At 67.7% G+C, this 26670-nt stretch carries 26 protein-coding genes and 2 tRNA genes; 18 read left to right on the forward strand and 10 right to left on the reverse strand.

Features of this window, described 5'->3' with window-relative positions; genetic code table 11:
• Window positions 1-2: 2 nt before the first annotated feature.
• The 5 genes from A3IC_RS60810 to A3IC_RS0147630 all read left to right on the forward strand — a co-directional run bounded on the left by A3IC_RS60810 (window position 3) and on the right by A3IC_RS0147630 (window position 5942).
• On the forward strand, window positions 3-1664 hold the full coding sequence (locus A3IC_RS60810) for an FtsW/RodA/SpoVE family cell cycle protein (protein ID WP_020557114.1): 1662 nt from the start codon (window positions 3-5) through the stop codon (window positions 1662-1664).
• 37 nt (window positions 1665-1701) lie between these two features.
• Window positions 1702-3225, forward strand: coding sequence for a peptidoglycan D,D-transpeptidase FtsI family protein (locus A3IC_RS0147615; protein ID WP_026219583.1), 1524 nt, complete (start codon window positions 1702-1704; stop codon window positions 3223-3225).
• A 206-nt stretch (window positions 3226-3431) separates the two neighbouring features.
• Window positions 3432-5327 (forward strand): Stk1 family PASTA domain-containing Ser/Thr kinase, encoded by a 1896-nt coding sequence (gene pknB, locus A3IC_RS0147620; protein ID WP_020557116.1) that lies wholly within the window; start codon window positions 3432-3434, stop codon window positions 5325-5327.
• Window positions 5328-5595: 268 nt separating this feature from the next.
• Window positions 5596-5733: a DLW-39 family protein gene (locus tag A3IC_RS69495; RefSeq protein ID WP_020557117.1), complete on the forward strand. Its 138-nt coding sequence runs from the start codon at window positions 5596-5598 to the stop codon at window positions 5731-5733.
• A gap of 136 nt (window positions 5734-5869) precedes the next feature.
• A tRNA-Ala gene (locus tag A3IC_RS0147630) sits at window positions 5870-5942 on the forward strand.
• Between the two features lie 199 nt (window positions 5943-6141).
• Here A3IC_RS0147630 and A3IC_RS69500 read toward each other — a convergent pair.
• Window positions 6142-6744, reverse strand: coding sequence for a DUF5324 family protein (locus A3IC_RS69500; protein ID WP_020557118.1), 603 nt, complete (start codon window positions 6742-6744; stop codon window positions 6142-6144).
• A 201-nt stretch (window positions 6745-6945) separates the two neighbouring features.
• On the opposite strand from A3IC_RS69500, the gene A3IC_RS69505 reads away from it, so the two are divergent.
• On the forward strand, window positions 6946-7476 hold the full coding sequence (locus tag A3IC_RS69505; RefSeq protein ID WP_020557119.1) for a peptidylprolyl isomerase: 531 nt from the start codon (window positions 6946-6948) through the stop codon (window positions 7474-7476).
• A gap of 63 nt (window positions 7477-7539) precedes the next feature.
• Window positions 7540-8421, forward strand: a complete 882-nt coding sequence (locus tag A3IC_RS0147645) for a rhomboid family intramembrane serine protease (protein ID WP_026219584.1) — start codon at window positions 7540-7542, stop codon at window positions 8419-8421.
• 195 nt (window positions 8422-8616) lie between these two features.
• On the opposite strand, the gene crgA is transcribed toward A3IC_RS0147645, so the two are convergent.
• Window positions 8617-8868, reverse strand: coding sequence for a cell division protein CrgA (crgA, locus tag A3IC_RS0147650; protein ID WP_020557121.1), 252 nt, complete (start codon window positions 8866-8868; stop codon window positions 8617-8619).
• A 130-nt stretch (window positions 8869-8998) separates the two neighbouring features.
• Here crgA and A3IC_RS0147655 point away from each other — a divergent pair, with 130 nt between their 5' ends.
• From A3IC_RS0147655 to A3IC_RS60830, 6 genes are all read left to right on the forward strand, one after another.
• On the forward strand, window positions 8999-9748 hold the full coding sequence (locus A3IC_RS0147655) for a DUF881 domain-containing protein (RefSeq protein WP_026219585.1): 750 nt from the start codon (window positions 8999-9001) through the stop codon (window positions 9746-9748).
• Window positions 9749-9797: 49 nt separating this feature from the next.
• On the forward strand, window positions 9798-10490 hold the full coding sequence (locus tag A3IC_RS0147660; RefSeq protein ID WP_052174133.1) for a class E sortase: 693 nt from the start codon (window positions 9798-9800) through the stop codon (window positions 10488-10490).
• Between the two features lie 46 nt (window positions 10491-10536).
• The gene (locus tag A3IC_RS63640; RefSeq protein ID WP_020557124.1) at window positions 10537-10794 is read left to right on the forward strand and encodes a hypothetical protein; all 258 of its coding nucleotides are present in this window, start codon (window positions 10537-10539) and stop codon (window positions 10792-10794) included.
• Window positions 10791-11429, forward strand: a complete 639-nt coding sequence (locus A3IC_RS0147670) for an aminodeoxychorismate/anthranilate synthase component II (RefSeq protein ID WP_020557125.1) — start codon at window positions 10791-10793, stop codon at window positions 11427-11429. Before A3IC_RS63640 ends, A3IC_RS0147670 begins: the two co-directional genes overlap by 4 nt.
• Window positions 11430-11758: 329 nt before the next feature.
• Window positions 11759-12745 carry a class E sortase gene (locus A3IC_RS63645; protein WP_158696389.1) on the forward strand — a complete coding sequence of 329 codons (987 nt, stop codon included), beginning with the start codon at window positions 11759-11761 and terminating at the stop codon, window positions 12743-12745.
• A gap of 65 nt (window positions 12746-12810) precedes the next feature.
• Window positions 12811-13590 (forward strand): class E sortase, encoded by a 780-nt coding sequence (locus A3IC_RS60830; protein WP_020557127.1) that lies wholly within the window; start codon window positions 12811-12813, stop codon window positions 13588-13590.
• Window positions 13591-13878: 288 nt separating this feature from the next.
• Here A3IC_RS60830 and A3IC_RS0147685 read toward each other — a convergent pair whose 3' ends face one another.
• The 4 genes from A3IC_RS0147685 to A3IC_RS69510 all read right to left on the reverse strand — a co-directional run bounded on the left by A3IC_RS0147685 (window position 13879) and on the right by A3IC_RS69510 (window position 16747).
• The gene (locus A3IC_RS0147685; protein WP_158696390.1) at window positions 13879-14655 is read right to left on the reverse strand and encodes a hypothetical protein; all 777 of its coding nucleotides are present in this window, start codon (window positions 14653-14655) and stop codon (window positions 13879-13881) included.
• 64 nt (window positions 14656-14719) lie between these two features.
• Window positions 14720-15604 carry a phosphotransferase gene (locus A3IC_RS0147690; RefSeq protein ID WP_026219587.1) on the reverse strand — a complete coding sequence of 295 codons (885 nt, stop codon included), beginning with the start codon at window positions 15602-15604 and terminating at the stop codon, window positions 14720-14722.
• 88 nt (window positions 15605-15692) lie between these two features.
• Window positions 15693-16148, reverse strand: coding sequence for a glycine-rich domain-containing protein (locus A3IC_RS0147695; RefSeq protein WP_026219588.1), 456 nt, complete (start codon window positions 16146-16148; stop codon window positions 15693-15695).
• A gap of 92 nt (window positions 16149-16240) precedes the next feature.
• Window positions 16241-16747, reverse strand: coding sequence for a hypothetical protein (locus A3IC_RS69510; RefSeq protein ID WP_158696391.1), 507 nt, complete (start codon window positions 16745-16747; stop codon window positions 16241-16243).
• 1046 nt (window positions 16748-17793) lie between these two features.
• Between A3IC_RS69510 and A3IC_RS73285 the strand changes: the two genes are divergently transcribed.
• The 5 genes from A3IC_RS73285 to A3IC_RS60840 all read left to right on the forward strand — a co-directional run bounded on the left by A3IC_RS73285 (window position 17794) and on the right by A3IC_RS60840 (window position 20632).
• Entirely contained in the window at window positions 17794-18348 is a 555-nt protein-coding gene (locus A3IC_RS73285; protein ID WP_321184056.1) for a helix-turn-helix transcriptional regulator, read from the forward strand.
• A gap of 48 nt (window positions 18349-18396) precedes the next feature.
• Window positions 18397-19050, forward strand: a complete 654-nt coding sequence (locus A3IC_RS73290) for a hypothetical protein (RefSeq protein ID WP_321184057.1) — start codon at window positions 18397-18399, stop codon at window positions 19048-19050.
• Between the two features lie 13 nt (window positions 19051-19063).
• Entirely contained in the window at window positions 19064-19429 is a 366-nt protein-coding gene (locus A3IC_RS0147715; RefSeq protein WP_020557135.1) for a hypothetical protein, read from the forward strand.
• Between the two features lie 176 nt (window positions 19430-19605).
• Window positions 19606-20283 carry a hypothetical protein gene (locus A3IC_RS0147720; RefSeq protein WP_158696392.1) on the forward strand — a complete coding sequence of 226 codons (678 nt, stop codon included), beginning with the start codon at window positions 19606-19608 and terminating at the stop codon, window positions 20281-20283.
• 160 nt (window positions 20284-20443) lie between these two features.
• Window positions 20444-20632: a hypothetical protein gene (locus A3IC_RS60840; RefSeq protein ID WP_191864088.1), complete on the forward strand. Its 189-nt coding sequence runs from the start codon at window positions 20444-20446 to the stop codon at window positions 20630-20632.
• 88 nt (window positions 20633-20720) lie between these two features.
• Here the strand turns inward: A3IC_RS60840 and A3IC_RS0147730 are convergent.
• The 4 genes from A3IC_RS0147730 to gyrB form a co-directional block, all read right to left on the reverse strand.
• Window positions 20721-20794, reverse strand: a tRNA-Ile gene (locus A3IC_RS0147730).
• Between the two features lie 50 nt (window positions 20795-20844).
• The gene (locus tag A3IC_RS0147735; protein WP_020557138.1) at window positions 20845-21267 is read right to left on the reverse strand and encodes a DUF3566 domain-containing protein; all 423 of its coding nucleotides are present in this window, start codon (window positions 21265-21267) and stop codon (window positions 20845-20847) included.
• Between the two features lie 399 nt (window positions 21268-21666).
• Window positions 21667-24291: a DNA gyrase subunit A gene (gene gyrA, locus A3IC_RS0147740; protein WP_020557139.1), complete on the reverse strand. Its 2625-nt coding sequence runs from the start codon at window positions 24289-24291 to the stop codon at window positions 21667-21669.
• Between the two features lie 82 nt (window positions 24292-24373).
• Window positions 24374-26410, reverse strand: a complete 2037-nt coding sequence (gene gyrB, locus A3IC_RS0147745) for a DNA topoisomerase (ATP-hydrolyzing) subunit B (protein WP_020557140.1) — start codon at window positions 26408-26410, stop codon at window positions 24374-24376.
• Between the last annotated feature and the right edge of the window lie 260 nt (window positions 26411-26670).

Consider the following 26670-nt stretch of genomic DNA (forward strand, 5'->3'; position numbering starts at 1 on the left):
CCGTGAGCAACACGACGATCACCCCCCAAGCCGCACCGAATCGCCGCAACACCGAGTTGATGATGCTCGGATTCGCGGTTCTGGTGCCGATGCTGGCTTATGCCAACGTGGGACTGGCGGGGGACGGGTCACTGCCGGTGGGGAGCCTGGTCAAGTACGGGCTCGGCCTCGGCGTCTTCGCGGGCCTCGCACACCTGCTGGTGCGCAAGTTCGCGCCCTACGCCGACCCGCTGCTGCTGCCGTTGGCCACGTTCCTCAACGGCATGGGCCTGATGTTCATCAATCGGCTCGACCTGGACATCATCCAGGGAGTCGGTCTTCCCAACAACGTCAAGGGCACCGCGGCGGCCGGGTCCCAGCTGATGTACTCGGCGATCGGTGTCGCGCTGTTCGCGGTCGTGGTGGTCGCTTTGCGCGACCACCGTCTGCTTCAGCGCTACACCTACACGTTCATGGCGTTGGCCCTGGTGCTGTTGGTGTCCCCCATCCCGTTCCCGGGTGACACCTACGGCGCCAAGATCTGGATCCGGCTCGGACCGTTCTCGATCCAGCCCGGCGAGTTCACCAAGATCGTGATCACCATCTTCTTCGCGGGCTACCTGATGGCCAAGCGCGACGCGCTGGCGCTGGCCAGCCGCAAGGTGATGGGTCTGTACTTCCCGCGTGGCCGGGACATGGGCCCGATCATCGTGGTCTGGTTGCTCAGCATCCTGATCCTGGTCTTCGAACGCGACCTCGGTACCTCGCTGTTGTTCTTCGGCGTCTTCGTGGTGATGCTCTACGTCGCGACCGAGCGCACCAGTTGGCTGCTGTTCGGCGTCGTGATGGCCGTTGCCGGCGCGGTTGTGGTCGGCACGCTCGAACCGCACGTGCACGACCGGGTCGCGGCCTGGATGGACCCGATGGACGCGTACACGAACCCCGCCCCCGGGAAGTCGCAACAGCTGGCACAGGCGCTGTTCGGCTACGGCACCGGTGGGCTGCTCGGTACCGGCCTCAACCAGGGTCACCCCACCGAGATCGGTTTCGCGGCGCGCAGCGACTTCATCCTCACCACCGTCGGTGAAGAGCTGGGTCTCGCCGGAATGATGGCCATTTTCATGGTGTACGCGCTGCTGATCGAACGCGGTCTGCGGACCGCGTTGGCCGCTCGCGATCCGTTCGGCAAGCTGCTGGCGGCGGGCCTGTCGATCGCGCTCGCGCTCCAGGTCTTCATCGTGGCGGGCGGCGTCACCGGACTGATCCCGCTCACCGGTATGACGATGCCCTTCCTGGCGCAGGGTGGTTCGTCCGTGATCACCAACTGGGCCCTGGTCGCGATCCTGATCCGGATCAGCGATACGGCCCGCCGGCCGGCGCCTCCGGCCGGCGCCTTCGATCCGAGCGAGGGTGTCGCGCCCAGACGCGGCTCGCATGCCTCGGGCCGGAGCGCCACGCCCGCGGCCGGCTCCACCCCGCCGCCACCGAGTTCGACGCCGGCCGACGGCTCCGCCTCTCCCGAGGCGCTGACCGTGGCGGGCGGGGTGCCGAGCGCACCCGGCGGGCCACCGTCCTCGGGCGGATCTCCGACGCCACCCAGACCATTCGTTCCCCCGCCGAACCCCGGCGGCGGAACGCCATACGGCCCACCGGGCCAGAGCGGCCCCGGCGGGCAGCACCCGTGACGGCCGCCGCAACGCACGCCCAGGGGAGGGACATACCGTGAACAAGCCTTTGAGGCGGGTCTCCGTCTTCTGCCTGATCCTGGTCGCGGCGCTGATGCTTCGGGCCAACTGGGTCCAGGTCGTCAAGGCCGACGACTACGCGAACAACGGCAACAACAGACGCGCGGCGTACGAGAAGTACTCCCACCCGCGCGGCGACTTCCTGGTCGAGGGCAAGCCGATCACCAGCTCGGTCAAGACCGACAACCGGCAGTACGAGTACCTCCGCAAGTACGAGTTCGGCCCGATGTACGCGCCGATCACCGGCTACATCTCGCCCTACGTCGGCAGCAACCTGCTCGAGAAGCTCGACGACGACATCCTCAGCGGCAAGGACAGCCGGCTGTTCGTCCGCAAGGTGCTCGACACCGTGACGAACAAGGGCACCCGGGGCGGCAACGTCGCGCTGACGATCAACGCCAAGGCACAGGAGGCCGCGTTCAACGGCCTCGACGGCAAGACCGGCGCCGCGGTCGCGATCGACCCCGACACCGGCAAGGTGCTCGCGATGGTCAGCACGCCGTCCTACGACCCGAACGTGCTCGCCCAGAACGACCGCAACGCGGCCGCGAAGGCGTACGACGGGCTCACCCTGGACACGGACAAGACGCGCAAGACCCCGGACACCAACTTCGACCCGAAGAAGCCGATGGACAACCGGGCGATCCGGTACACCTACGCACCCGGCTCGACCTTCAAGCTGGTCACCGCCGCGGCGGCGCTGTCCTCGGGTCAGTTCAAGCCGGACACCGTGCCGAACGTGCCGCTCCAGGGGGGCAAGCTGTTCTACCCGAACTCGAACCAGTTCCTCCCGGACTCGCACGGCGAGTGCGCCGGCGCGACGTTGCAAGCGGCACTCGAGATGTCCTGCAACACCGTGTTCGCCAGCGTCGGTCAGCAGTTGTCCCAGGAGAAGGTGAAGGCCCAGGCCGACGCGTTCGGCTTCAACAACTTCGGCAAGGGCGCCAACCAGAACCCGCTCGACATCCCGAGCCGGGTCGCCCCCAGCGTGTTCCCCACCGGGCTGGACCAGGGCCAGCTGATGCGCTCGTCGATCGGCCAGGACAGCGTGGCCTCGACCCCGATGCAGATGGCCATGGTCGTTGCCGGGATCGTCAACAACGGCAAGGTGATGAAGCCCTACCTCGTGGACGAGTTGCGCGCGCAGAACCTCTCGGTGCTCGAGAAGACCCAGCCGGAGGTGGCAAGCCAGGCCGTCACCCCCGAGGTCGCGCAGATGCTCCAGGACATGATGAAGGGCGTCGTCGAGAACGGCACCGGCAAGGCGGCCAAGATTCCCGGGGTCACCGTCGGTGGCAAGACCGGCACGGCGCAGCGCGGCGTCAAGAACAGCGAGCCGCCCTACGCGTGGTTCGTCTCCTACGCCAAGGGCGCCGACGGCAAGAAGGTCGCCGTCGCGGTCGTGGTGGAGGACAGTGACGCCGAGCGCAACGAGGTCAGCGGCAGCAGCCTCGCCGCTCCGATCGCCAAGGCAATGATGGAAGCCGTGGTCAAGAAGTGAGCCATGGCCCGCAATCACACCGATAGAGACTCCGACCACTACTGCAATCAGATACCGACGTGTCCCCGTGACTCGGGTGTGACGACCCCCCGGGCCGTCACACCGGTACCGTGTCGGAGAACGCGCCGGACCGGTCGGGCAACCGCCTCGGTCTCGGCCGGCCGAAGACCGAAGGCCGTGGACCGGTAAGGGAAGGGCTGGAAGTTATGGAAGAGCCGCGTCGCCTCGGCGACCGGTACGAGATCGGCGCGGTCCTCGGCCGTGGTGGCATGGCCGAGGTGTACATGGGCCGTGACATTCGTCTGGGACGCAGTGTGGCGGTCAAGACACTGCGCGCCGATCTTGCCCGTGACCCTACGTTCCAGGCCCGGTTCCGACGCGAGGCGCAATCAGCCGCCTCGCTGAACCACCCGGCGATCGTCGCGGTCTACGACACCGGTGAGGACTACATCGACGGGATCTCCATCCCGTACATCGTGATGGAGTACGTGGACGGCTCGACGCTGCGCGAGTTGTTGCACTCCGGCCGCCGGTTGCTGCCGGAGCGGGCGCTGGAGATGACGGCCGGTGTGCTCCAGGCCCTGGAGTACAGCCACCGCAACGGGATCATCCACCGCGACATCAAGCCCGCCAACGTCATGCTGACCCGGCAGGGCACGGTCAAGGTGATGGACTTCGGCATCGCCCGGTCCATGGCCGACAACGGCATGACGATGACCCAGACCGCGGCCGTGATCGGCACCGCCCAGTACCTCTCCCCGGAGCAGGCCCGCGGCGAGACCGTGGACGCCCGCACCGACCTGTACTCCACCGGCTGCCTGCTCTACGAGCTGCTCACCGAGCGCCCGCCGTTCATCGGTGACTCGCCGGTCGCGGTGGCCTATCAGCACGTCCGCGAGGACCCGCTGCCGCCGAGCACCTTCGACCCGGAGGTGTCGCCGACGATCGACTCGATCGTGCTCAAGTCGCTGGCGAAGAACCCGGACAACCGGTACCAGAGCGCCGACGAGATGCGGGCCGACATCGAGCGGGCCCTGCACGGGCTCCCGGTGGGCGCACCGAGCGTGATGGCCGCGCCGATGGGTGGCGATCCGGCGACGCAGTATCTGCCGCCGACCGCGGGTGGGGCGACCCAGGTCATCCCGGCGCACGGCCGCGGGCCGAACACCGGGCAGTACGAGCTCGACGACAGCGACCGCCGCCGGGACGAGCCCAGGAAGTCCCGGGGCGGCGCGTGGATCCTGCTCGCCCTGGCCTGCGTCGCCGTCCTGGTCGCCGCGTTCTTCGTGGGCAAGGCCCTGATGGGCGACGGCGAGGACAAGTCGGCGAGCACGCCGACCCTGGTCGGGAAGACCCTGGAAGAGGCCAGAACGGCGGTGGAGAACGCCGGCTTCAAGGTCAACATGAACGACGATCCGACCAAGTGTCCGCAGGGCGCCACCGGGGCCAAGGGGAGCATCTGCGCGCAGGTCCCCCAGGCGGGCACGAGCGCCAAGAAGGGCGACACGATCCAGGTCTGGGCCTTCGGCGGTCCGAAGAAGACCACCGTACCCACCGGCCTCAAGGGTCTGTCCGAGGAAGACGCCACGGCCAAGCTCAAGGCCGCGAACCTGGTGGCCGACGTGCAGCGCAGCCAGACGCTGACCAATTGCCAGCGCGACACGGTGTGCTCGACCAGTCCCGACTCCGGTAGCGAGCTGAACGAGGGCGACAAGGTCACGCTGAACATCTTCAGTGGCAAGCCGCAGCACGACATGCCGAACGTGGTCGGCACCTCGTACGACGATGCCAAGGTCCAGTTGGAGAACCTCCAGCTGAAGGTCTCCAAGTCCGAGGCGTTCAGCGCGGACAAGCCGGCGGGCACCGTGATCAAGCAGAGCCAGACCGCGGGCTCGAAGATCACTGAGGGTGCGGGTGTCAACCTGACCGTCTCCAAGGGCCCGCAGCCGGTGACCACCACGCCGCCACCGTCCAACTCGACGGGTAACCCCGGCGGCAGCACCGGCAGCTCGTCCCCGCCCCCGTCCGGCGACAACCGCGGCGGCGGCAACCCGATCGCCGGCGGCGACCTCCGCGGCGGCCACGGCAATTGGCCCAACTGACCCGCGATCCCGAGTAGTCCGTACGAAGGCCCGAGGCCCCGAAAGCAACCGCTTCCGGGGCCTCGGGCCTTTCACGGTCGCGGACGACGGTCGGCGCCCACCCGGCGGCCAGGGTCCTGGTGGGTGGTTCGACCGGCGCCTGACCGGGGGTTTCGGTATTGGTCGGTGCCTCCGTGCACCTGTTATTGTCGAGCGCAACCCGGCCGCGGCGCCCCAGGCGTGCGGACAGGTGCACGAACGTCACTCGCAGGACGGAGAGGCCACGCTGATGAAGAAGCTGATCCTGGTGGCTTTGGCTGCTGTAGGTGGCCTGTTGGTCTACCGGCAGATCCAGGCGGATCGGGCCGAGCAGGATCTGTGGACCGAGGCGACGGACGCGGTTCCGGCGGGCACTGCCACCCGCTGAGCAGATCCTGCGGGAGACCCCGCAGAGGCTTGAATCCACCCGGAGAAACGTGCGTTTCACGTGAAACGTCCGTTTCTCCGGGTGAGGTAATGTCCAACGCCGACTCCGATTACCGGTAATCTGGTTCGGACACCGAGGGGCCTTAGCTCAGCTGGTAGAGCGCTGCCTTTGCAAGGCAGATGTCAGGGGTTCGACTCCCCTAGGCTCCACGTGATCGGACCCCGCCGACTTGCGACCACGCAGTCGGCGGGGTCTTTTGTGATCGGATCGGGCCGGATCGAATCACCCTGCGAACGCCCGCACCGCGGCGACTCCGGGTCGCCTGGCCCTGCCGTCGGCCCGGCGCACGCGCACGACGAGGGCCCGCCGCACCATCCGGTGCTGCGGGCCCTCGTCGGTGTGTGGTGGTCAGTCGGTCTTCGGTGCCGACGAGCGGAACTCGTCCTCGGCCGGCTTGACCCCGTTGTCCGACGAGTCGGCCGTCCGCGGCGTGGTCGCCGGGCCCTGCGGCAGCGTCTCCGGTTCGTCGGTCAGCCACTCGGGCTGCGCGTTGCGTCGACGCCACCATGTGAAGACCGCGTAGCCGCCACCGGCGACCACGGTGATCAGCAGAATGCGCCGGCCGCGTCCGCGACGCCGCTTCTTTCGGGCGACCTTCTCGATCTCCGCCGCGGTCACCTCGCCCTTGATCACCGACAGCGCCGCGCCGGCCCGGGAGAGGGCCTCGTCGCGGACCGGCTCGGCGGCGACCCGGGCCTGATCGACCGCCTGATGCACGCGCGGCACCACATCGTGGCGGACCCGATGCCGGGCCGCCTCCACGGCATGCTCCACGCGCGGGGCGGCGTTGTCCTTGGCATGCACCAGGGCCGGGACCACACGTTCGCGGGTGGTCTCGACCGCCCGATCACGAGCCGCGCCCGCGTAGTGAGCCGCCGCTTCCTTGGCGTTGGCGGCGTGTGGGGCGAGCCGCTCCCTGGTCCTGCCGGTCGCCTCACGTACCGGATCCATGCGGGTCACGACATCCTCCTACTCGCCGGGTTCATCCGCTATCTGTTCCCGACGATCCCGGGATCATGCGCCACGTTCGGGCCGGGGATCCGTACGGTGGAACGGTGCCCGCGGCGGTCTCGTGGCAGGAGCCGGCCGGGGCATGCGAGGATTTCGAGGATTCCAGAAGACCGTCCGTGTAACCGTAGGGAAGGCGCATCAGTGGCCGAGGAACTTTTCGCCACCATCAAGACCAACCACGGGGACATCCGTATCCGGCTGTTCCCGAACCACGCACCGAAGACGGTCGCGAACTTCGTGGAGCTCTCCCAGGGTCGGCGCGAGTGGGTCCACCCCGGCAAGGGGCAGAAGACCACCGACCGGCTGTACGACGGCACGGTCTTCCACCGCGTCATCGCCGGCTTCATGATCCAGGGCGGCGACCCGCTGGGCACCGGCACCGGCGGCCCGGGCTACCGCTTCGCCGACGAGTTCCACCCGGATCTGCAGTTCTCCAAGCCGTACCTCCTGGCGATGGCGAACGCGGGACCGGGCACCAACGGCTCCCAGTTCTTCGTCACCGTGGGTACCACGCCGCATCTGAACCACAAGCACACCATCTTCGGTGAGGTCGCCGACGCGGAAAGCCGCAAGGTCGTCGACGCGATCGCCGGCACCGAGACCGACATGCGGGACCGTCCGACCTCCGACGTCCTGATCAACACCGTCGAGGTCGAGACCGTCACGTCCTGAACCCCGAGCACGCGGGCCGGGGCCTTCGGGTCCCGGCCCGCGTCGCGTGCTTTGAAGGTGAGCATGAGCCCCGACGAACAACGACCGGGTACGGGCGGACCGGCCGGTCCGCCCGTGTGTTACCGGCATCCCGACCGCGAGTCGAACATACGCTGCACCCGCTGTGAGCGCCCGGTGTGCGGCGATTGCATGGTGAGCGCGTCGGTCGGTTTCCAGTGCCCGGACTGTGTACGGCAAGGCACCCGCACCGTCCGCGAGGCGCGCACCGTGGCCGGCGGCCGAGTCGCGCCCACGACCGCGAACGCGATCGTGACCAAAACCCTGATCGGGCTCAACCTCGCGGTCTTCCTCCTGGTCCTGGTGATCGGCGACAAGTTCGTCGACCGGATGATCCTGGTCGGCCGGTTCTTCGACGGGGGCGAGTGGCAGGGTGTCGCCGAGGGCCAGTGGTACCGCCTGCTCACCGCGGCGTTCCTGCATCAGCAGGTGTGGCACATCGGGTTGAACATGGTCGGCCTGTGGATGCTGGGGCCCCCGCTGGAGGCCGCGCTCGGCCGGACCCGGTTCGTCGCCCTGTACCTGGTCTCCGCCTTCGGCGGCACCGCGCTGTCGTACCTGATCGCCGACCCGCGGCAGGGCTCACTGGGCGCGTCCGGGGCGCTGTTCGGGCTGTTCGGCGCGATGATCGTGCTCGGCCGCCGACTCCGGTACGACCTGCGGCCGCTGACCATCCTGCTCGTGCTCAACCTGATGATCACGTTTCTCAACATGGGCACGATCGACTGGCGTGCGCACATCGGCGGACTGGTCACCGGCACCCTGGCCGCGATCGGCCTGGTCTACGCACCGCAGCGCAACCGCACATTGATCCAGGTGGGGAGTCTGCTCGCGCTGTCCGCGGTGATCGTGGCCATCGTGCTGATCCGGACCGCCCAAATCGGCTGATCGATCGCCCCACCATGGCCACGCAGTGAATCAGCTCAATGACCCGAAGTGATGAATCCGGGATGCGAGCCGTTACCCGCATCCCGGTCACTCGTTGGACCGTGGAGGGTTATCCACAGGATCTGCTTGGTTATCCCCACTGTGGATAACTCTGTGGAGTCTTCCTGGGGAAACTCGCTGACCTGCGCCGATGCGCTACTTCCACTGGGTGGACACACCGAAGCCGGCGGCGATGAAGCCGAAGCCGACGACGATGTTCCAGTTCTTCAGGGACTCGACCGGGAAGCGCATGTCGGTCACGTAGAAGACCACGATCCACAGCAGGCCGATCGCGAAGAGAGCCAGCATGAACGGCGCGACCCAGCGGCGCGAGTCCAGCTTTATGGTCGTCTTCTTGGGCGGCGGCGGGGTGAAGTCGTCCTTCTTACGGATCCGGGACTTCGGCACGAGAGTCTCTCCTGTCGATGTAGCCGGACGAGTGGGTGCGCAGCACACGCGACACGATCCGGTGATGTGTCGGTTAGCGTAGTCGCTGTCAGGTCCGGAAGGAGGGTACGGCGACGTGCGTATCTTCGCCATGCGGCCGTTCGGAACGACTTGGCGTGCGATCGTACCCCGGTTGTCCGCTCTTGTGGTGTTCGCCCTGGCCGGGCTGCTGTTCTGGATCAGCGCGGACACCTCACACGGCACCAATCTGCGCAGCGACGCGCAGATGCTTCGGCTGTCCGATGTGATCCGGGACCAGGGCCGGCGCAACGAGAGTGCCCAGCAGGATCTGTCCCGGTTGCAAAAGGACGTGGACTCGCTCGTGCAGGAGCAGGCCAACGACCCGCAGGCACGCGGTCGGATCGACGCGGTCGCGGATCCGGCCGGGGTCACCCCGGTGTCCGGGGAGGGACTGACGGTGACCCTGACCGACGCCCCGCCGGACGCGAAGTCACGGGTGCCCGGGGTGCGCGAGCCCACCGCGGACGACCTGGTGGTGCACCAGCAGGACATCCAGGGTGTGGTGAACGCGCTGTGGAGCGGCGGCGCACGGGCGATCCAGATCATGGACCAGCGGATCGTGGCCACCTCGGCCGTGCGGTGTGTCGGCAACACGCTGATCCTGCACGGTCGGGTGTACTCGCCGCCGTACGTGATCTCGGCGGTGGGCGATACCGGTGCCCTGCGGCGCGCGTTGGAACAGAGCAAGAGCGTGTCCAACTACACCGACTATGTCGAGGCGTTCGGACTCGGTTGGAAGGTCGAGGACAAGAAGCGCCTGGACGCGCCGGGGTATACGGGGCCCCTCGGCCTGGAGTATGCGAAAGTCTCCGGGACGTGATCGGCAGCGGTGAACCGAGGGGAGTCTGACGGCAGTGTTGCGGACCACGATGAGAGGCCTCGGGGAGGTCTTCATCACGCTGGGCGTCGTCATCCTGTTGTTCGTCGTCTATCAGCTCTACTGGACCGGCGTGCTGGCCGATCGGGCGCGGGCCGACGAGATGCGCAAGCTCGACGAGGCGCGCAAGCGGACCGTGGCGGCGATGCCCAGGGACGTGCCGGTCGCGCAGGCGCCCAAGCAGGCTCCGTACGAGGACGGCGAACCGTTCGGCACCATGTACGTACCCCGCTTCGGAAGCGACTGGTACAAGACGATCCGCCCCGGCGTCTCGCCCAAGGAACTGCAGAAGGGCCTGGGCTGGTACAAGGGCAGCGCGCAGGCGGGCGAGGACGGCAACTTCGCGATCGCCGGGCACCGCAAGACGTACGGCGACCCGTTCCTGAACGTGCCCAAGCTGCAAGTGGGCGACAAGATCGTGATCGAGGGCATAACGGAGTGGTTCGTCTACTCGATCGACAAGCCGGTCAGCCTCAACGGTGACAAGGCGGTCCTGAAGACCATTCCCGAGGACGTGCACGTGCTCGACGCCGTCCCGGAGAAGGCCTATAGGACTCCCGGGAAATACATCACCCTGACCACCTGCGAACCTGAGTTCGGCAGCACGCACCGATTGATCGTCTGGGGCCACCTGGAGTCGCGTACTCCGTTGGCGGCGGGCAAGCCCGCGGCGTTGCAGGGATGAGCGAGTCGAGCCGCGCGGGCGGCGAGCGAGAGAGGGCCTGGGCCTGATGTACGGCTGGATCTGGCGCACCCTGCCGGGGAACGTGTGGGTGAAGCTGTTGATCTCCCTGCTCCTGGTGTTGGCGATCGTGTACGCGCTGTTCACGTGGGTCTTCCCGTGGGCGGAACCGCTGCTCCCGTTCAGTGACGTGACGGTCGATCAGGAGAACGTCACGAACACCACCGGCCCGGGCGGCGCACCGCGCCCGGCCGGTGCGACCGGCGCGACCTCCCCCGCGGCGCTGCCGGGAGGGCTGCCCGGATGAGCGCGCGCATTCTCGTCGTGGACAACTACGACAGCTTCGTCTTCAACCTCGTGCAGTACCTGTACCAACTCGGCGCGACCTGCGAGGTGCGACGCAACGACGCGGTGACCGTCGAGGAGGCCGAGGAGTTCGACGGCGTACTGCTCTCGCCCGGGCCCGGAACACCCGAGGATGCCGGGATCTGCATGGAGATGGTCCGTCGCGAGGGCGGCCGGGTGCCGGTCTTCGGGGTGTGCCTGGGGATGCAGTCCATCGCGGCGGCGCACGGCGCTACCGTTGGCCGGGCCCCCGAACTCCTGCACGGCAAGACCAGCCCTGTGGAGCACGAGGGGTCGGGCGTCTTCGCCGGCCTGCCGTCGCCGTTCACCGCGACGCGCTATCACTCGCTCGCGGTGGATCCGGACACGATTCCGGCCGAACTGGAGGTGACCGCATGGACCGGGACCGGCGTGATCATGGGCCTGCGGCACCGCGACCGACCGGTCGAAGGCGTGCAGTTCCACCCGGAGTCGGTGCTGACGGAGTACGGCCACCGGATGCTGGCGAACTGGCTGGTGACGTGCGGGGACCCGACGGCGCCGGCCCGGTCGACGGGTCTGGCTCCCGTCGTGGGGCGCACGCCGCTCCCGGCCTGACCGAGGCGCCGACGCCCCAGGGCGGGTACGGATCCGGCGAGATCGCCCCATACGCGGCCGGAGCATACTCGGCCGACCTGGTCCAGCCCGGCTTCGCGGAACCGCCCACGGCGGCCCTTCCCGCCGTTTCCGAGCCGATCCCCGGTGGTCGCGCGGCGCGCCGACGGGCCGCGCAGAACCGGGCGGCCGCGGCCGGGCCGCAGACTCCGGGCGGGACGCCGCCGGTCGCGCCGACGCAGCCGTTTCCCGTGACGCCGGGGGCGGCGGGGCTGCCCGCCGTTCGACGGGTGTCGGGAGTGCCTGCCGTTCGACCGTCGCCGGCCGAGCCCATGGACGACCGGGACGTGTGGCTTCGGGCCGATGCGCAGGCGCCGGTCGGCGGGCCGGTGCTCGACCCGGCCGTTGCCCCGCTTCGCGATCCCGCGGTCGACCCGGCGCTGGCCCCGGCCGTGCGGTCGAGTCCGACGGCCGCGACTCCCACCGTCCCGGGTGGGCGGGCGGCCCGACGCAAGGCGCAGCGGAGGAAGCCGGGGCGAACCGGCGGCCGACCGCCCACCGCTCCGGCGGTCCCCGAGGGGGCCGGTCGGGCCGCCCGACGCCGGGCGGCCAAGCCGTCGACGAGTTCGCGGGTGCTGTCCGCAGGCGCCCGATTCGTCGGCGAACTCGCCATGACGGTGGGCCTGCTGCTGGTGCTGTACGTGGTCTACCTGACGTGGTGGACGAACATCGTGGCGGAGGGGAAGGCCCGGGACGAGGCGCACAACATACAGCAGAGCTGGGGCGACCCGGCTGCGGTGGATCCGCGCAACCCCGGCCAATTCGTCGCGCCGAACAAGGGATTCGCACTGTTGTACATCCCCAGGATCGGGATGGAGAAGCAGGCGATAGCCGAGGGCACCGATCGGGCCAAGGTGCTCAACAACGGCCTGGTGGGCCACTACACGGACCCGCAGACGGCGATGCCGTGGGACACCCAGGGCAACTTCGCGGTGGCCGCGCACCGCAACGGGCACGGTGAGCCGTTCCGCTACATCAACAAGCTCAAGCCGGGCGACAAGGTGGTCGTGGAGACCGCCACGACCTACTTCACGTACACCATCGACGCGGACCTGCCGCAGACCTCGCCGCAGCACATCGAGGTGATCGACCCGATCCCGGACCGGGGCCCGTACAAGAAGGCCGGCCGCTACATCACGCTCACCACGTGCACCCCGGACGGGGCGTCCACCTACCGGCTGATCGTCTGGGGGCATCTGGAGGAGGAGCGGCCCCGGACGAAGGGGAAACCGGACGCGCTGCTCGCCGCGGCCAAGTGACGACGCATCACATTCCGGTCTCCGGGACCTGACCATACTGCTTGTCTGTGCCAAGCTGTCGGTTCATGGGCGTTGTACGCAAGACGATTCGCGTCGGGGCGGAACTCCTCCTGACACTCGGTCTGGTCGGTCTGCTGCTGTGTGTCCACCAGCTCTACTGGACCAACTTCGAGGCCGAGGCCGCGGCCCGGAGCGAAGTCGAGCAACTGCGCAAGGACTGGGCCAAGCACCCCGGGGCGGCGGAATCCGAGGCGACGGAATCCGGGCCGCCCGCGGCACTGCCGCCGAGCGACGTCCTGGACGGCCCCACCGACGTCAGCGTCGACGGCGGCAAGGACGGCCAGAAGGTGCAGGGTTCGCACAGCATCCGCGGCGAGACACTGGCCATCCTGTGGATCCCCCGGCTCGGCTCGGACTGGTTCCGGCCGATCATCGAGGGATCGAGCCTGGCGTCCCTCTCGAAGGGCGTCGGCCACTACACCTACCCGCCCTACATCGGCCCCGGCGGCGCGGGCAATTTCGGGGTTGCGGGGCACCGCAACGGGCACGGCGAGCCGTTCCGCTACCTCAACAAGCTCAAGGCGGGCGACAAGGTGGTCGTCGAGACCAAGAGCCAGTGGTTCACCTACACGATCGTCAAGGGTCCGTTCATCACCAAGCCGTCCAACGGCTCCGTGCTCACCGCCCGACCGCCGGACCTGGGCGGCCCGGCCGGCCGCCGGCTGATCACCCTGACCACGTGCGATCCGGAGTTCACCTCCCGGAACCGGATGATCTACTGGGGCGAACTCACCAGCACCGACGCGAAGCAGGGCAACAAGAAACCGGCCGCCCTGCGCGACTGACCCGGTGGGCCGACCAGCCGCCGGCCTGGTACAACGACGAGCGCCTGCATTCAGCCCTCGACTACGTGCCGCCCGTCGAGTACGAGCAAGCGTACTGGCGAACCCAGGAAGCCAGCCGTCACACCGCCTGAACACACGATCGCCGACTCCATCAAACGCGGGTCAGCTCAATAAGGTGTGCCATGGCTTGTCAGCTCCTGTTCAGGGTTCGCTGATCGGCTCACCCGGCGACCGTTCCCGCGGTCGCCGGGCACTTCGATTCCGGCACTTGGTCGATGCCGGACGGCTTTACCGTGCTGGGGGGCTGACCAGTTCGGCCCAGATGTCATGGTCATGTCGTGAGGCGCCGAGTTGCATCGCGCGAGCAAGCGCGGTGACGCGTTCGGGCAGGGCTGCCGTACGCCACTCGGGGAACTGGTGGAGCCACGCGACCGCGCCGGACGGTGTGTGACCTGCTCGGCGCAACTGTCGGTAAAACAGGGTGAATTCGGCCCATCTTGGTCCGAGTACGGCGCGCCCCCATCCCACGATGTGAACCCTCGGGACGCTCAGCGCCGAATAGATCGACAGGTTGGTCGGGTGCAGGTTCGTGTGCAGCAGAAACTGTCCCCTCAACAGGTGCCGGTCATCCGCACTGAGCACGTCCGACCATCGATCGGACAGGGACGGCAGCGGCGAACCGTAATGGGTGCGTCTCGCGGCGTCCAAGGCGCGTGCGACGCGCGGCAGATCCGGGGACTCCGGGCTGAGGTTCACGAACCGCGCACGGTGAAACGCAGTGATGTTCGCGACCCACCCGCCCACCTGGTAGGTGCCTAGCATTTGCGTCGCGAGTTCGGCGACGCGCGGCGCAGCCACGGCTTCGCGGCGTAGGTACTCAGCCCCGCTGATATGGGATTCCGGTGCTGCCTTGACGACCACGGCTCGATGGGTGCGTGTTCGAAGTACCGCCACCATGGGCACGCTGCGCATCCACTCGAGTGGACTGGCCGTGCGCACGTGACCTATGTCGGACTCGATGGCATCGCGCAGCACAAAGGGCACGGTTGACCATCGGTAGTTCATGTCGACCTTCGCTGGTATTCGCGTTCGGGTGGGGGATATCGATGTGCGGGTTGGGGTCGTCGCATCAGTCGAGCCGGTATCGGACCCATCGACGGGCGGTGTCGGCAAGTTCCCGAGCGTGTGGGCGTGCCTGGGGCGAGCGTGCGATGTGCTCCCACATGCCGGAGAGCTTCGCGGCGAACGCCGTGATCAAAGGCTTGGGCGCCTTGGCGAACGCGGGCGCGTGCACCGCCCACGCTTCGGCCACCTCGGGTGAGTGCCCTTCGTGCATGAGTCGAACAACCAGATAAGCGGGATCGATCCATGCGGCACCGCGCGCCGACCATGCCCAATCGATCACGCGCACGTGTCCGTCTTCGATGAGCATGTTTGCCGGGTGCAGGTCGGAGTGGACAAGAGTGTCCCCATCCAGCGATACACCCCGTTCGAGCGTCGCGAGTATCCCGACGTTCGTGCGCGCCCATGGGTCGAGATCGTCAGGCGACTGTGTGTGGACGGCGGCCCACCCGGGCGCCCCGCTCCATCGGTCGGTGATCGAGCGCCGGGCGGCGGACGGACACGGGGTCAGAGCCTCGGCCATAGTGACCACCAGGTCGCCGATCACGTCCAGGTCGCCGGACGTCGGCGACAGCGACGGGTACCGGCCGCGTACGAACTCGAAGCCCAGCATCAACCACCCGTCCTGCGTAACCTCCCAAAGCAGTTGCGGAGCGAGCGACGCGGGCAGATGCGGGGCTACGGCAGCCTCATTGCGGTGTGTCCACGCGAAAGTCCGGTCTGCTCGAACGCCCTTGCAAAACACCGGACCATCCGCGGTGTCGAGCGTCGCCGAGAACTCCGACGACTTGCCGAACTCAGGGACGCGCGTCGAAAGGACCGGACCGGTGTGCCTCTGGATCTTTTCCCGGACCGACTCGGGTAGCTCGGTCCAAGCGTGGCGACGGGGCATTGTCGGTGCTCTCTCACTAGAGGACGAACAGGTGAAGGAAGGGGCGCCCCGCCTCGGACAACTCCGTTTCGGGGCACCCCTCTTGTGATCACGGGCTGTCGCTGCAACCCGCGTAGCACTGGGTGCACTTGCTGTCGCAGTCGCCGGCGGCGACCGCCCACAACTCGGCGTCGACCGGATAGCCGGCCGCCTTGATCACCTCAACCGTGCTGGTGACGCCCACTCGACCGTGGGCCATCGTGCGCGGCATGGTGTCCGGAACGTGGTGCACGAACCGACCGATCCGGTCGCAGAACTTGGCGTAGTCGACCGTGTGGAGCACCCACGCGTGCCAACCGACGTCGACCAAGGCCGAAGGGGTCATCGGTGCCTCCGGGTTCGCTGCGGCGACCGTGAGGAACACGGCCGTGCCGGACACGATCCGGTCGGCGAGTTCGGTGGTGATCTCGGGACGGTCCGCACGGATGCGGGCAATGAGCCTTGCGCGCACCGCTTCGGGGATGCGCACCCCCGTTGCGGCGCTCGGTGTGACGGTGCTTGTCATGCTCGTTCCACCTTTCGCTAGGCGTGCTTCGGTACCTTGCAGACCTCACCCGGCGTCCGTTCGGACATCCGAGCGGGGCCGATCCTGGGTTGTTACTCCGGCGCGATCCCGTACACGTTGCGCGCCATGTTGATCGCCATCGCTGCCGACCGTGCTGCGCCGAGCGGGTCCAGGCCGCCGAGTGCGATACGTCGCAACCCCTCGGCTCGCCATCCTTCGGGCAGTGATCGCAATGAAGCGTTGGCTTCGTCGGCGAGTCGTCCTCCGTCGATGCGCGGCCCCCACCTGTGTCCCCCGGACAACAGGTGTGCGTACCTGATTGCGGCGGCCAACTCAGCCATGCGCACTCCCATGCCGGCGACGTCGAAATGCCGGGCATCCGTCGTACCGACGCCATGGGCGGTAGTCATGTCCCACACCACGCCGGCACGCTCGGTCGGCGACAACGACCCCCAATGCCCGGCAGTCACAATGGCGTCGTGCATGGCGGGTCCGGCGTCACGAGCAACGGTGCGGATGATCTCCCGCGGCTGCCGTGTCCACTGATCGCACGCCTCGGCAAGCTCGGGAAGCGATCGGGGGTGCCCTGGCCCGGTCATGCCCTGCTCCCGCTCGACGGCGGCTCGACCCGATAGACCTCGGACGCCTGCACCATGTACGGCAAGCCGCCGGCGACCACGGCTAGAACCTGGTCCTGGTCGAGCCCATTGCAATCCTGGGCACGCTCGACAACTCCACACGTGATGCTGTGCCGGCGGCCCGGCAGCGAAGCCACCCAATCGCCTACGGCGTATCGCTCAGGAATGCGCCTGGGCTCCTCGCGCGGCAGTTCACGCGCCACGAAAACGGGTGCCACGCGGCCCCGCGAATCGACGGCGAAGCGGGGGCCGGTCACGACACGACCCCGTGTCTGCGACCGCGGGACGCCGTACCGGCACACGCGAGATACCAGCGGCGCGCCTGCCGAACAATCGCCGTGCGTTGGGCAACTTCACGCGGGGTCGACAGCGGTCGCCCGTTCGTGCGCTCGGCGGTAAGAGGTTTCGGACTCATGGAACCTTCCTCGTCGGACGTTCTACACCCCGGTTACTCGCACCCGGCCACACTTGGTGCACCTCATTTTTCGGGTGCCGCAGATGGCCGGCCCTTCCTGAACCTCGGTGCACTCACCGGGTGGACACTCCGGTTTCGAACCCATGCGCTCGTTCCTTGTGACTCGGTTGGTGCCCGGCGTGCCGTGCTGTGCGGAGAGATCAGCGCGGCACGCCGGGTCGGGCGCCCTGGTGACCACGTGCGGGCGCAGACACCAGGGCAGTTCAGTGGTCGGTGCGCAGGTAGAGGCAGCCTGGCGAACACACACACGGAGGCTCGGGACTTCTGTCTGCCGGCATGGCGTAGCTCGTGAAGGTCTCGGAGGGACGAACAGCGCTTCGGGACCCACCCGGCGCAAGCTGATAGGTGCCGATTGAAATCCGGTGCTCAATGGGCAGTGCCATCGCTTCAGCGTTGTGAACGGATGTCATTGCCCCAGCGAACCGTGTGGAATCGGGCTTCTCCACTGCATCGTCGCGGCACTCTTGATACACATCGGATGCACAGGCTTCGTCACCTGGTAGTCCAGGGCGAGACGGGGAAAGGGGCCTTGGTGAACCTTGCAGATCGGCGAAAGCTCCTGGGCTACAGTCAGGAGTCGTTCGCACATGCGCTCGGTGTCGACCGAACGACGGTTGGCCGCTGGGAGCGGGGAGACACCACCCCACAGCCTCAACTTCGCCCGAAGGCAGCGGCGTTGCTGCAACTCGACCTCACCGAACTGGACGCCTTGGTGGTCACACCGGAGGCCGTCTCGGAGAGGTTCACGGGGGTGCCGTTAGGCGACAACCCCGACTCGGGGAGCATTGACGACATGATTCGACGCGACTTCCTGCGCGCGATTGCCGTGACAAGTGCCCTTACATCTCTCCCTGTTGGGAGCGCCGAAGCCCTGGCGGAAGGAATCCAGCGGGGACACTCGTCCGATCATCTACAGATGAACGAGCACCTGTGGCAGGCGTACCTGCGGGCCCGGACGAAGGGTTCGATGTACCCGATTGTGCGCGACCAGCTCTCCACGCTGGGCAGTTCGCTCGAACGGGGGTCGGGCACAGAGTTTCGAGGACTGTGTGGCGCTGCTGCTGATCTCTTCCAACTGGCCGGTTAGCTGGCCTTCGACGGAGATCGCTACTCGGAAGCTGCGGCCTCCTACTCCATGGCAGCGACAGCCAGCAGAGATGCCGGATCATTCGATCTTTGGGCATGCGCCCTGGTCCGACACGCGTATGTCGAGCTGTACGAAAAGCGCTATCAACAGGCGGCCCGGACCTTGCTGGGAGCAGAGCGGGTCGCACGCCGTGGAGACAGTTCACTCTCTACACGTCACTGGGTTGCCTGTGTTCAGGCAGAAGCGTATGCCGGCCTCGGGGATTTGACGGCCTGCGAAAGCGCGCTCGACGACGCGGAGAAGGTCGCCGAACTCGACGGACCGGGTCGCAAGGGCGGCTGGCTTCGGTTCGATGGATCTCGACTCGCCGAAGAACGCGGAGCCCGGTACGTGCAGTTGGGCCGGCTCGACCTGGCCGAGCGCGTCTTGGTCGGTGCACTTGATCAAGGTGCGCTCGCACCTGGGCAATCGTTCCGGCGGCGCGCGGCCGTGCTCACCGACCTGGCAGCCATCGGGGCCAAACGGCGGGACTCGGAGCAGGTGGTGACCTACTGCCGGGAAGCCATTCAGCTCGCTCGTGAGTCCTCATCCGGGTACGTCGCCCGTAGGCTCCAAGGGCTTCTCATCGAGCTGGGGCCGCCGGCCCACGACGATCGCATCGCCGAACTGCGAGCCGAGATCATCGCTCTGAACACGGCCTGAGGAAAGGTTAGACATGTCGGATCATGACGGGGCACGACTGTTCCGCGAGACGTGGATTTCGAGCGTGCACAAGCACTTCCCGGGTGAACCCAAGCCGGGGTACGTGACGCCCTGGGACGACACCCCGGAGTGGGAACGTAAGGCAGCAGGCGCCGTATACAACCAGATTCGTCAGTTTCTCGAACTGAGCGCGGGCCACGCAGCCAGGCTGACACGCGAACAGAAGGGGCGATTCGTCGCCATCTGTTGGACGGCGCAGATGTTCAGGCACTTCGAGGATCCCAAGCCGGGCTACGTCGCCGACTGGTCGGATCTACCGGACTGGCAGCGGGAAACCGACTCCGACATCTTCGAAACGATCGAAGGTTCGTTGAGCTAGCCCAACCCCCGTCACACGGGCTGACTGCTGTGACGGGGCGTTGCGGTAACTCAGTTACAGCCGAAGAGTTTCGATGATCGTGGTCGCCATCGGCCTGCGCATTCGACATCCCTACCCAAACGACAACGGCGCTTGGTAGCTTCACTCTTCTCTTGATCTCGCCACGGAGGGTGACGATGAGCCTTGCAGTACGGGGCCACCTCTTGCTGATCGAGGGCGCCCGGCACCATGCGTCACGTCGACAGCTGCGCGGCAACGGCGCCAACCTGGGTGCGATGACCGAAATACCGTCTTCGCACTTCGCCCCTCGGGCCTCGGGTGTCGACGTGGTTCAGATAGACGACGCGGTCAACCCGCACTCCGTTCTGAGTCGCATCAAAGCGGCGGGGCGGAACCCGGGCCCTGTGGTCGTCTACGTCTCGGGCCTGCTGATGTTCGACCGTACCGGCGCCCTGCACCTCGGCCTGCGGGACTCGACTCCGCGCAGTGTTCGGTATGACGGGTTGCCGTGGGAATGGCTGGTCAACGCCCTGCGTTCCCGGCCTCGTAGCGAAACCCTGGTCATCGCGGACTTTGCGACGGATATGCAGAGCTGGGCGCCACTTCGTGACAACGCATCAGTGCTGACAGGCAGCCTGCCGGTCTGGGGTGTGATCAACCCTCCAAGCAAGGCGGCGGACGGCATCAGTCCCTTCACGCGTGCGCTGGCCTCGGTGCTACTGCGGGGCATCCCTCGGGTACCCGCGGAGGTGCATCCAGCCAATATCCATCGTGCGGTGGTCGAGCGGGCCGGCCTGGCCGTCGGCACCATCGAACTCGTGCCGAACCTGCTGGGGGCCGCGCCGGCGGCTTAGTACCGCGCGGCCCCGCGTGCGGGGCCGCCTTGAACACGTAGAGAAAATTTGAACGCATCGCGCCGGCAGCCGCCGCTGTCGCCCGGGGCGATCGTCTCCGCCGTGGCTCGCAGACGATGATGTGCCGGACGTCGCCCGGTGGGCTCGCCTCGGCCACAAGATGCCGGGTATCGCACGGGTCTACCAACACGTGACGCCGAAAATGGAGCAGCGGGTATCCGACGTCCTTGAGGCTCGCTGGGACGGCTCGCTCTTGGCGCTCGACGCGAACGAACGGGAAACGCTCGTCGGTCTGCTTCCGCACCTGGGACCGGTGATCGCCGACTCGGAGGGCAACCAAGCGGCCTGATCCGGATTCCCCCCGAACCTCCCCCAAGACGAATCAAGGGCCCTTCCCCAAGACACGGAGAAGGGCCCTTGATCTGCACTTTTGAGAGTGGGCCTAACAGGACTTGAACCTGTGGCCTCTTCCTTATCAGGGAAGCGCTCTAACCGTCTGAGCTATAGGCCCGCGTGCGTGCTCAGAGAGCGTACCGCACCGCTTGCCCGCCTCCAAAATCCTTAGTCCTCCTCGGCCAGCGTGACCTCGATGCCGCCCGTGAACGACGCGGTGAGGTTGTAGAGGAATGCGCCGAGGGTGGCCAGCGCGGTCACCAGGATGACGTCGACGATGGCCACGATGCCGCTGAAGAAGAGGGTGTTCTTCAAGGACAGGAAGTGCTGGAGGTCGAAGCCGGCGTTGCTCTCCGACTGGGTCGCCTCCTTGACCGTGTCCCCGACCGAGGCGAACACGCCCAGGCCGTCCAGGACCAGCCACAGCACGGTCACCGCGACCATCAGCACCACACCCAGTGCCAGGGACAGCAGGAACCCGACCTTCATCACCGACCACGGGTCCACCCGGGCCGCCCGCAGCCGGGCCCGCCGGGAGCGCGCGATCGGTCGGGCCTGTGCCTCCGGCCCGGACCGCCCTTGCTGCGCCATGGGCTGCCCCACTCGGTGAGCGGTCGACGGGACTCCGCCGGCCGGGGTGCCCCGGGTAGGGCGCGGCGAGGTGATCGTGCCGCCGCCCGTCGGGCGGGGGGCGGCCTTGCTGCCGTTGACCGCGGCCGGCGGCCGCTCCGTGCCTTCGCCGGCCGCTGCCGCGGGCGGGAAGGGGGACGCGAACGGAGTGGCCGCCGAAGGACGCGGCGGGCGAGCCGCCGCGTCCCCGGTGGACCCGGCTCCGTGCGCGGGGGGTGGGGCTGCCGGCTTCGGCGGCACCGGCCCCGTGGGGGGCGGTGCCGCCTCGCTGCGGCTCGTGCTGTCAGCGCGCCCGCCGGCCCGACCCCGGTCGGCGCGCTCGCCTCTCCCGCCGGCCGACTTCCGGTCTGTGCTCACGCGTCACCCTTCCTGCCCGCCGGGCGCGACCTCCCCTTCGACGGTGGAGGTCGGCTCGTGCGTGCCATCGGCCGCACCGGCTTCGGCCCCGTCGACCTCAGGGTCGATCTCGGCCTCGGGCTCAGGTTCGGCGTTACGTGCGATGCCGACAACGGCGTCGCCCTTACCCAGGTTGATCAGCTGCACACCCATCGTGTCACGTCCGGTGTGCCGGACACCCGCGGCGCGGGTGCGGATCACTCCCCCGCCGAGCGTGATGGCAAGGATTTCATCCGTGCCGTCCACGACGAGCGCCCCGACGAGTGAACCTCGGTCCTCGACGATCTTGGCGGCCTTGATACCGAGGCCCCCACGTCCCTGGACGCGATATTCATCCACACTGGTTCGCTTCGCGAAGCCCCCATCGGTGGCCGTGAACACGAAAGTACCCTCGCGCACCACGTTCATCGACAGCAGTTCGTCACCTTCGCGGAAGCTCATCCCCTTTACCCCGGACGTCGCCCGACCCATCGGCCGCAGCGTCTCGTCCGTGGCGGTGAACCGGATCGACTGCGCCTTCTTGCTCACGAGCAGCAGGTCGTCGTCGGCGGAGACCAGTTCGGCGCCGATCACCTCGTCGTCGTCACCGGCCTCGTCCGAGCGCAGGTTGATCGCGATCACGCCGGCCGCGCGGTTGGTGTCGTACTCCTTGAGCGCGGTCTTCTTCACCAGACCGGCCTTGGTCGCCAGCACCAGGTACGGCGCGACCTCGTAGTCGCGCAGGTCGAGCACCTGGGCGATCTTCTCGTCCGGCTGGAACGCGAGCAGGTTCGCCACGTGTTGTCCACGCGCGTCGCGACCGGTGTCCGGCAGCTCGTACGCCTTCGCCCGATAGACCCGGCCCTTGTTGGTGAAGAACAGGATCCAGTGGTGCGTGGTGGTCACGAAGAAGTGGTCGACGATGTCGTCCTGCTTCAGCTGCGCGCCGCGCACGCCCTTGCCGCCGCGCTTCTGCGAGCGGTACAGGTCGGTCCGGGTGCGCTTGACGTAGCCGCCACGCGTGATGGTGATGACGATGTCCTCTTCGGCGATCAGGTCCTCGATGGACATGTCACCGTCGAAGGGCACCAGCGCGCTGCGCCGGTCGTCGCCGAACTTGTCGACGATCGCGGCCAGTTCCTCACTGATGATCTGCCGCTGCCGGTCCGGCGAGGCCAGGATCGCCTGGTAGTCGGTGATCTTCGCCATCAGCTCGTCGTGCTCGGCCGTGATCTTCTGGTGCTCCAGGGCGGCCAGCCGGCGAAGCTGCATCTCCAGGATCGCGTTGGCCTGGATCTCGTCGATCTCCAGGAGCCCGATCAGGCCCGTGCGCGCCTCGTCGACCGTGTTCGAGGCCCGGATCAGCGCGATGACCTCCTCGATCGCGTCCAGGGCCTTGAGCAGACCACGCAGGATGTGGGCGCGCTCCTCGGCCTTGCGCAGCCGGAAGCGGGTCCGCCGGACGATCACCTCGATCTGGTGCTCCACCCAGTTGCGGATGAAGAGGTCGATCGAGAGCGTGCGCGGGACGCCGTCCACCAGCGCGAGCATGTTCGCGCCGAAGGTGTCCTGCAGCTGGGTGTGCTTGTACAGGTTGTTCAGCACGACCTTGGCCACCGCGTCGCGCTTGAGCACGATCACCAGGCGCTGGCCGGTACGCGAGGAGGTCTCGTCGCGGACATCGGCGATGCCGCCGATCTTGCCGTCCTTGACCAGGTCGGCGATCTTCTGCGCGAGGTTGTCCGGGTTGACCTGGTAGGGCAGCTCGGTGACCACCAGGCACTGCCGGTTCTGGATCTCCTCGACCTCGACCACCGCACGCATGGTGATCGAGCCGCGACCGGTGCGGTACGCGTCCTCGATCCCGCGCCGGCCGACGACGAGCGCACCGCTGGGGAAGTCCGGGCCCTTGATCCGCTCGATCAGGGCGTCCTGGAGCTCCTCGGCCGAAACGTCCGGGTTCTGCAGGAACCACTGCGCGCCCGACGCGACCTCGCGCAGGTTGTGCGGCGGGATGTTGGTCGCCATGCCGACCGCGATGCCCGCGGAGCCGTTGACGAGCAGGTTCGGGAAACGGGCCGGCAGGACCGTCGGCTCCTGGTTGCGGCCGTCGTAGTTGTCCTGGAGATCGACGGTTTCCTCGTCGATGTCCCGGAGCATCTCCATGGACAGCCACTTGAGCTTGCACTCGGTGTACCGCATGGCCGCAGCCGGGTCGTTGCCCGGAGAGCCGAAGTTGCCGTTGCTGTCCACCAGCGGCATCCGCATCGACCACGGCTGGGCCAACCGGACCAGCGCGTCGTAGATCGAGGTGTCGCCGTGCGGGTGGTAGGTGCCCATCACGTCGCCGACGACGCGCGCGCACTTGTAGAAGCCCTTCTCGGGCCGGTAGCCGCCGTCGTACATCGCGTAGAGCACGCGACGGTGCACCGGCTTGAGGCCGTCGCGCACGTCGGGCAGGGCGCGCGAGACGATCACGCTCATCGCGTAGTCGAGGTAGCTGCGCTGCATCTCGGTTTCGAGCCCGACGGGCTCGATCCGCAGACCGCCGGTGCTGTTCACCGCGTCCGCCGGGTCGCCTTCGGGCGCCGGGGTGTTCTCTTCGGCCATTGCTGGTCAAAGTCCTTTCGAGGTGTGGCTTGGGGCCGACTCGGAGGTGGACATCCGCGCTGCCGCGGGTCCCCCCGGCTGGTCAGATGTCCAGGAACCTGACGTCCTTGGCGTTTCGCTGGATGAAGGAGCGGCGAGCCTCGACGTCCTCGCCCATGAGCACCGAGAACAGTTCGTCGGCCTGGGCCGCGTCGTCGAGCGTGACCTGGCCCAGGACCCGGTGGTCGATGTCCATCGTGGTCACCCGAAGCTCCTCGGCGTTCATCTCACCGAGACCCTTGAAGCGCTGGATCGAGTCGTCCTTCGCGCGCTTTCCGGCCTGCCGCCCGAGTTCGAGCAGCGCGTCGCGCTCGCGGTCCGAGTACGCGTACTCGAAGTCGTCCCGACTCCACTTGATCTTGTAGAGCGGCGGCCGGGACAGGTATACGTGACCGGCCTCGACCAGCGGACGCATGAAGCGGAACAGGAAGGTCAGCAGCAGGGTGTTGATGTGCTGGCCGTCGACGTCGGCGTCCGCCATCAGGATGATCTTGTGATAGCGGAGCTTCTCGATGTCGAAGTCCTCGTGCACACCGGTGCCGAAGGCCGAGATGAGCGCCTGGACCTCGGTGTTCTGCAGGATCTTGTCGATCCTGGCCTTCTCGACGTTCAGGATCTTGCCGCGAATGGGCAGGATCGCCTGGTACATCGGGTCCCGGCCGGACTTGGCCGAGCCACCGGCCGAGTCGCCCTCGACGATGAAGATCTCGCACTTGGACGGGTCGTTGCTCTGGCAGTCGCTCAGCTTGCCCGGCAGCGACGCGGTCTCCAGCAGCCCCTTGCGCCGGGTCAGGTCGCGCGCCTTGCGGGCGGCCATCCGCGCGGTCGCGGCCTGGATCGACTTGCGGATGATGTCCGCGGCCTCGCTGGGGTTGCGGTCGAGCCAGTCGGTGAGGTGCTCGTGCACGACCCGCTGCACGAAGGTCTTGGCCTCGGTGTTGCCCAGCTTGTCCTTGGTCTGGCCCTCGAACTGCGGGTCGCCGAGCTTGACCGAGATGATCGCGGTCAGACCCTCGCGGATGTCCTCGCCGGCGAGGTTCTCGTCCTTCTCCTTGAGCAGCTTCTTCTCGCGCGCGTAGCGGTTGATCAACGCGGTCAGCGCGGACCGGAAACCCTCTTCGTGGGTGCCGCCGCCGTGCGTGTGGATCGTGTTCGCGTAGCTGTGCACACCCTCGGTGTACTGCGAGTTCCACTGCATCGCGACTTCCACCGCGATGGACCGGGACTTGTCCTCGGCCTCGATGTCGATCACCGACGGGTGCACCAGCTCGCCCTTGCGCGAGTTGAGGTAGCGCACGAAATCGGCGATGCCGCCCTCGTAGTGGTACGTGACCGCGAGCTGCTCGCCCTTCTCGTCCACGTGGTCCGGCCGCTCGTCCCTGAGCGAGATGGTCAGGCCCTTGTTGAGGAAGGCCATCTCCTGGAAGCGCCGGGAGAGCGTCTCGAACGAGTAGACCGTGGTCTCGAAGATGTCCTGGTCGGCCCAGAAGGTGACCGTGGTGCCCGTCTCGGTGGTCGCCTCGTGCCGCTCCAGCGGGGCGGTGGGTGTGCCCAGCTTGTAGTCCTGCGTCCAGCGGTAGCCGTCGCGGCGGATGTCCACCGCCAGGCGCGAGGACAGCGCGTTGACCACGGAGACGCCGACGCCGTGCAGACCACCGGAGACCGCGTAGCCGCCGCCGCCGAACTTGCCGCCCGCGTGCAGGATGGTCAGCACCACCTCGACGGCGGGCTTCTTCTCCACCGGGTGCATGTCGACCGGGATGCCACGCCCGTTGTCGACCACGCGCACACCGCCGTCGGCGAGGATCGTCGCCTCGATGTGCGTCGCGTGTCCGGCGAGTGCCTCGTCGACCGAGTTGTCGACGACCTCCTGGACGAGGTGGTGCAGGCCGCGCTCACCGGTGGAACCGATGTACATGCCCGGGCGCTTCCGGACCGCGTCGAGGCCCTCCAGGACCTGGATGTCACTCGCGCCGTACGACGGCGAGCCGAGCGCGGCGGGGGTTTCCGGCGAGCCGGCCACGTCATTCTCCTTGGGGTTGCCGGAATCGGCCACGAAGCGCCCTTTCTGGCACAGCACGGCTCCCTGCCCGGGAGCAGGATCGGCAGGGTGTGTCGAACGGCAGGCAGCCGACCCGACACGCCCCCGGGCACGGAGCCGCGGAAGTCGAAACAGGATCCGCATGAGCGGCATTGCTGGTTCAGTCTACCGGTCGGGGCGACACAAAGATGGGTTCCCAAGGGCCCTGTGTCCGCGTGTGGCGCCCTGATGTGCCCAGTCGCATGTCCCCCTACTTGCCCCCGGGTCCCGAATCGCTCTCATGGCTGTCCACGCGGCGT

The organism is Embleya scabrispora DSM 41855, assembly GCF_000372745.1.
Taxonomy (GTDB): Bacteria; Actinomycetota; Actinomycetes; order Streptomycetales; family Streptomycetaceae; genus Embleya; species Embleya scabrispora.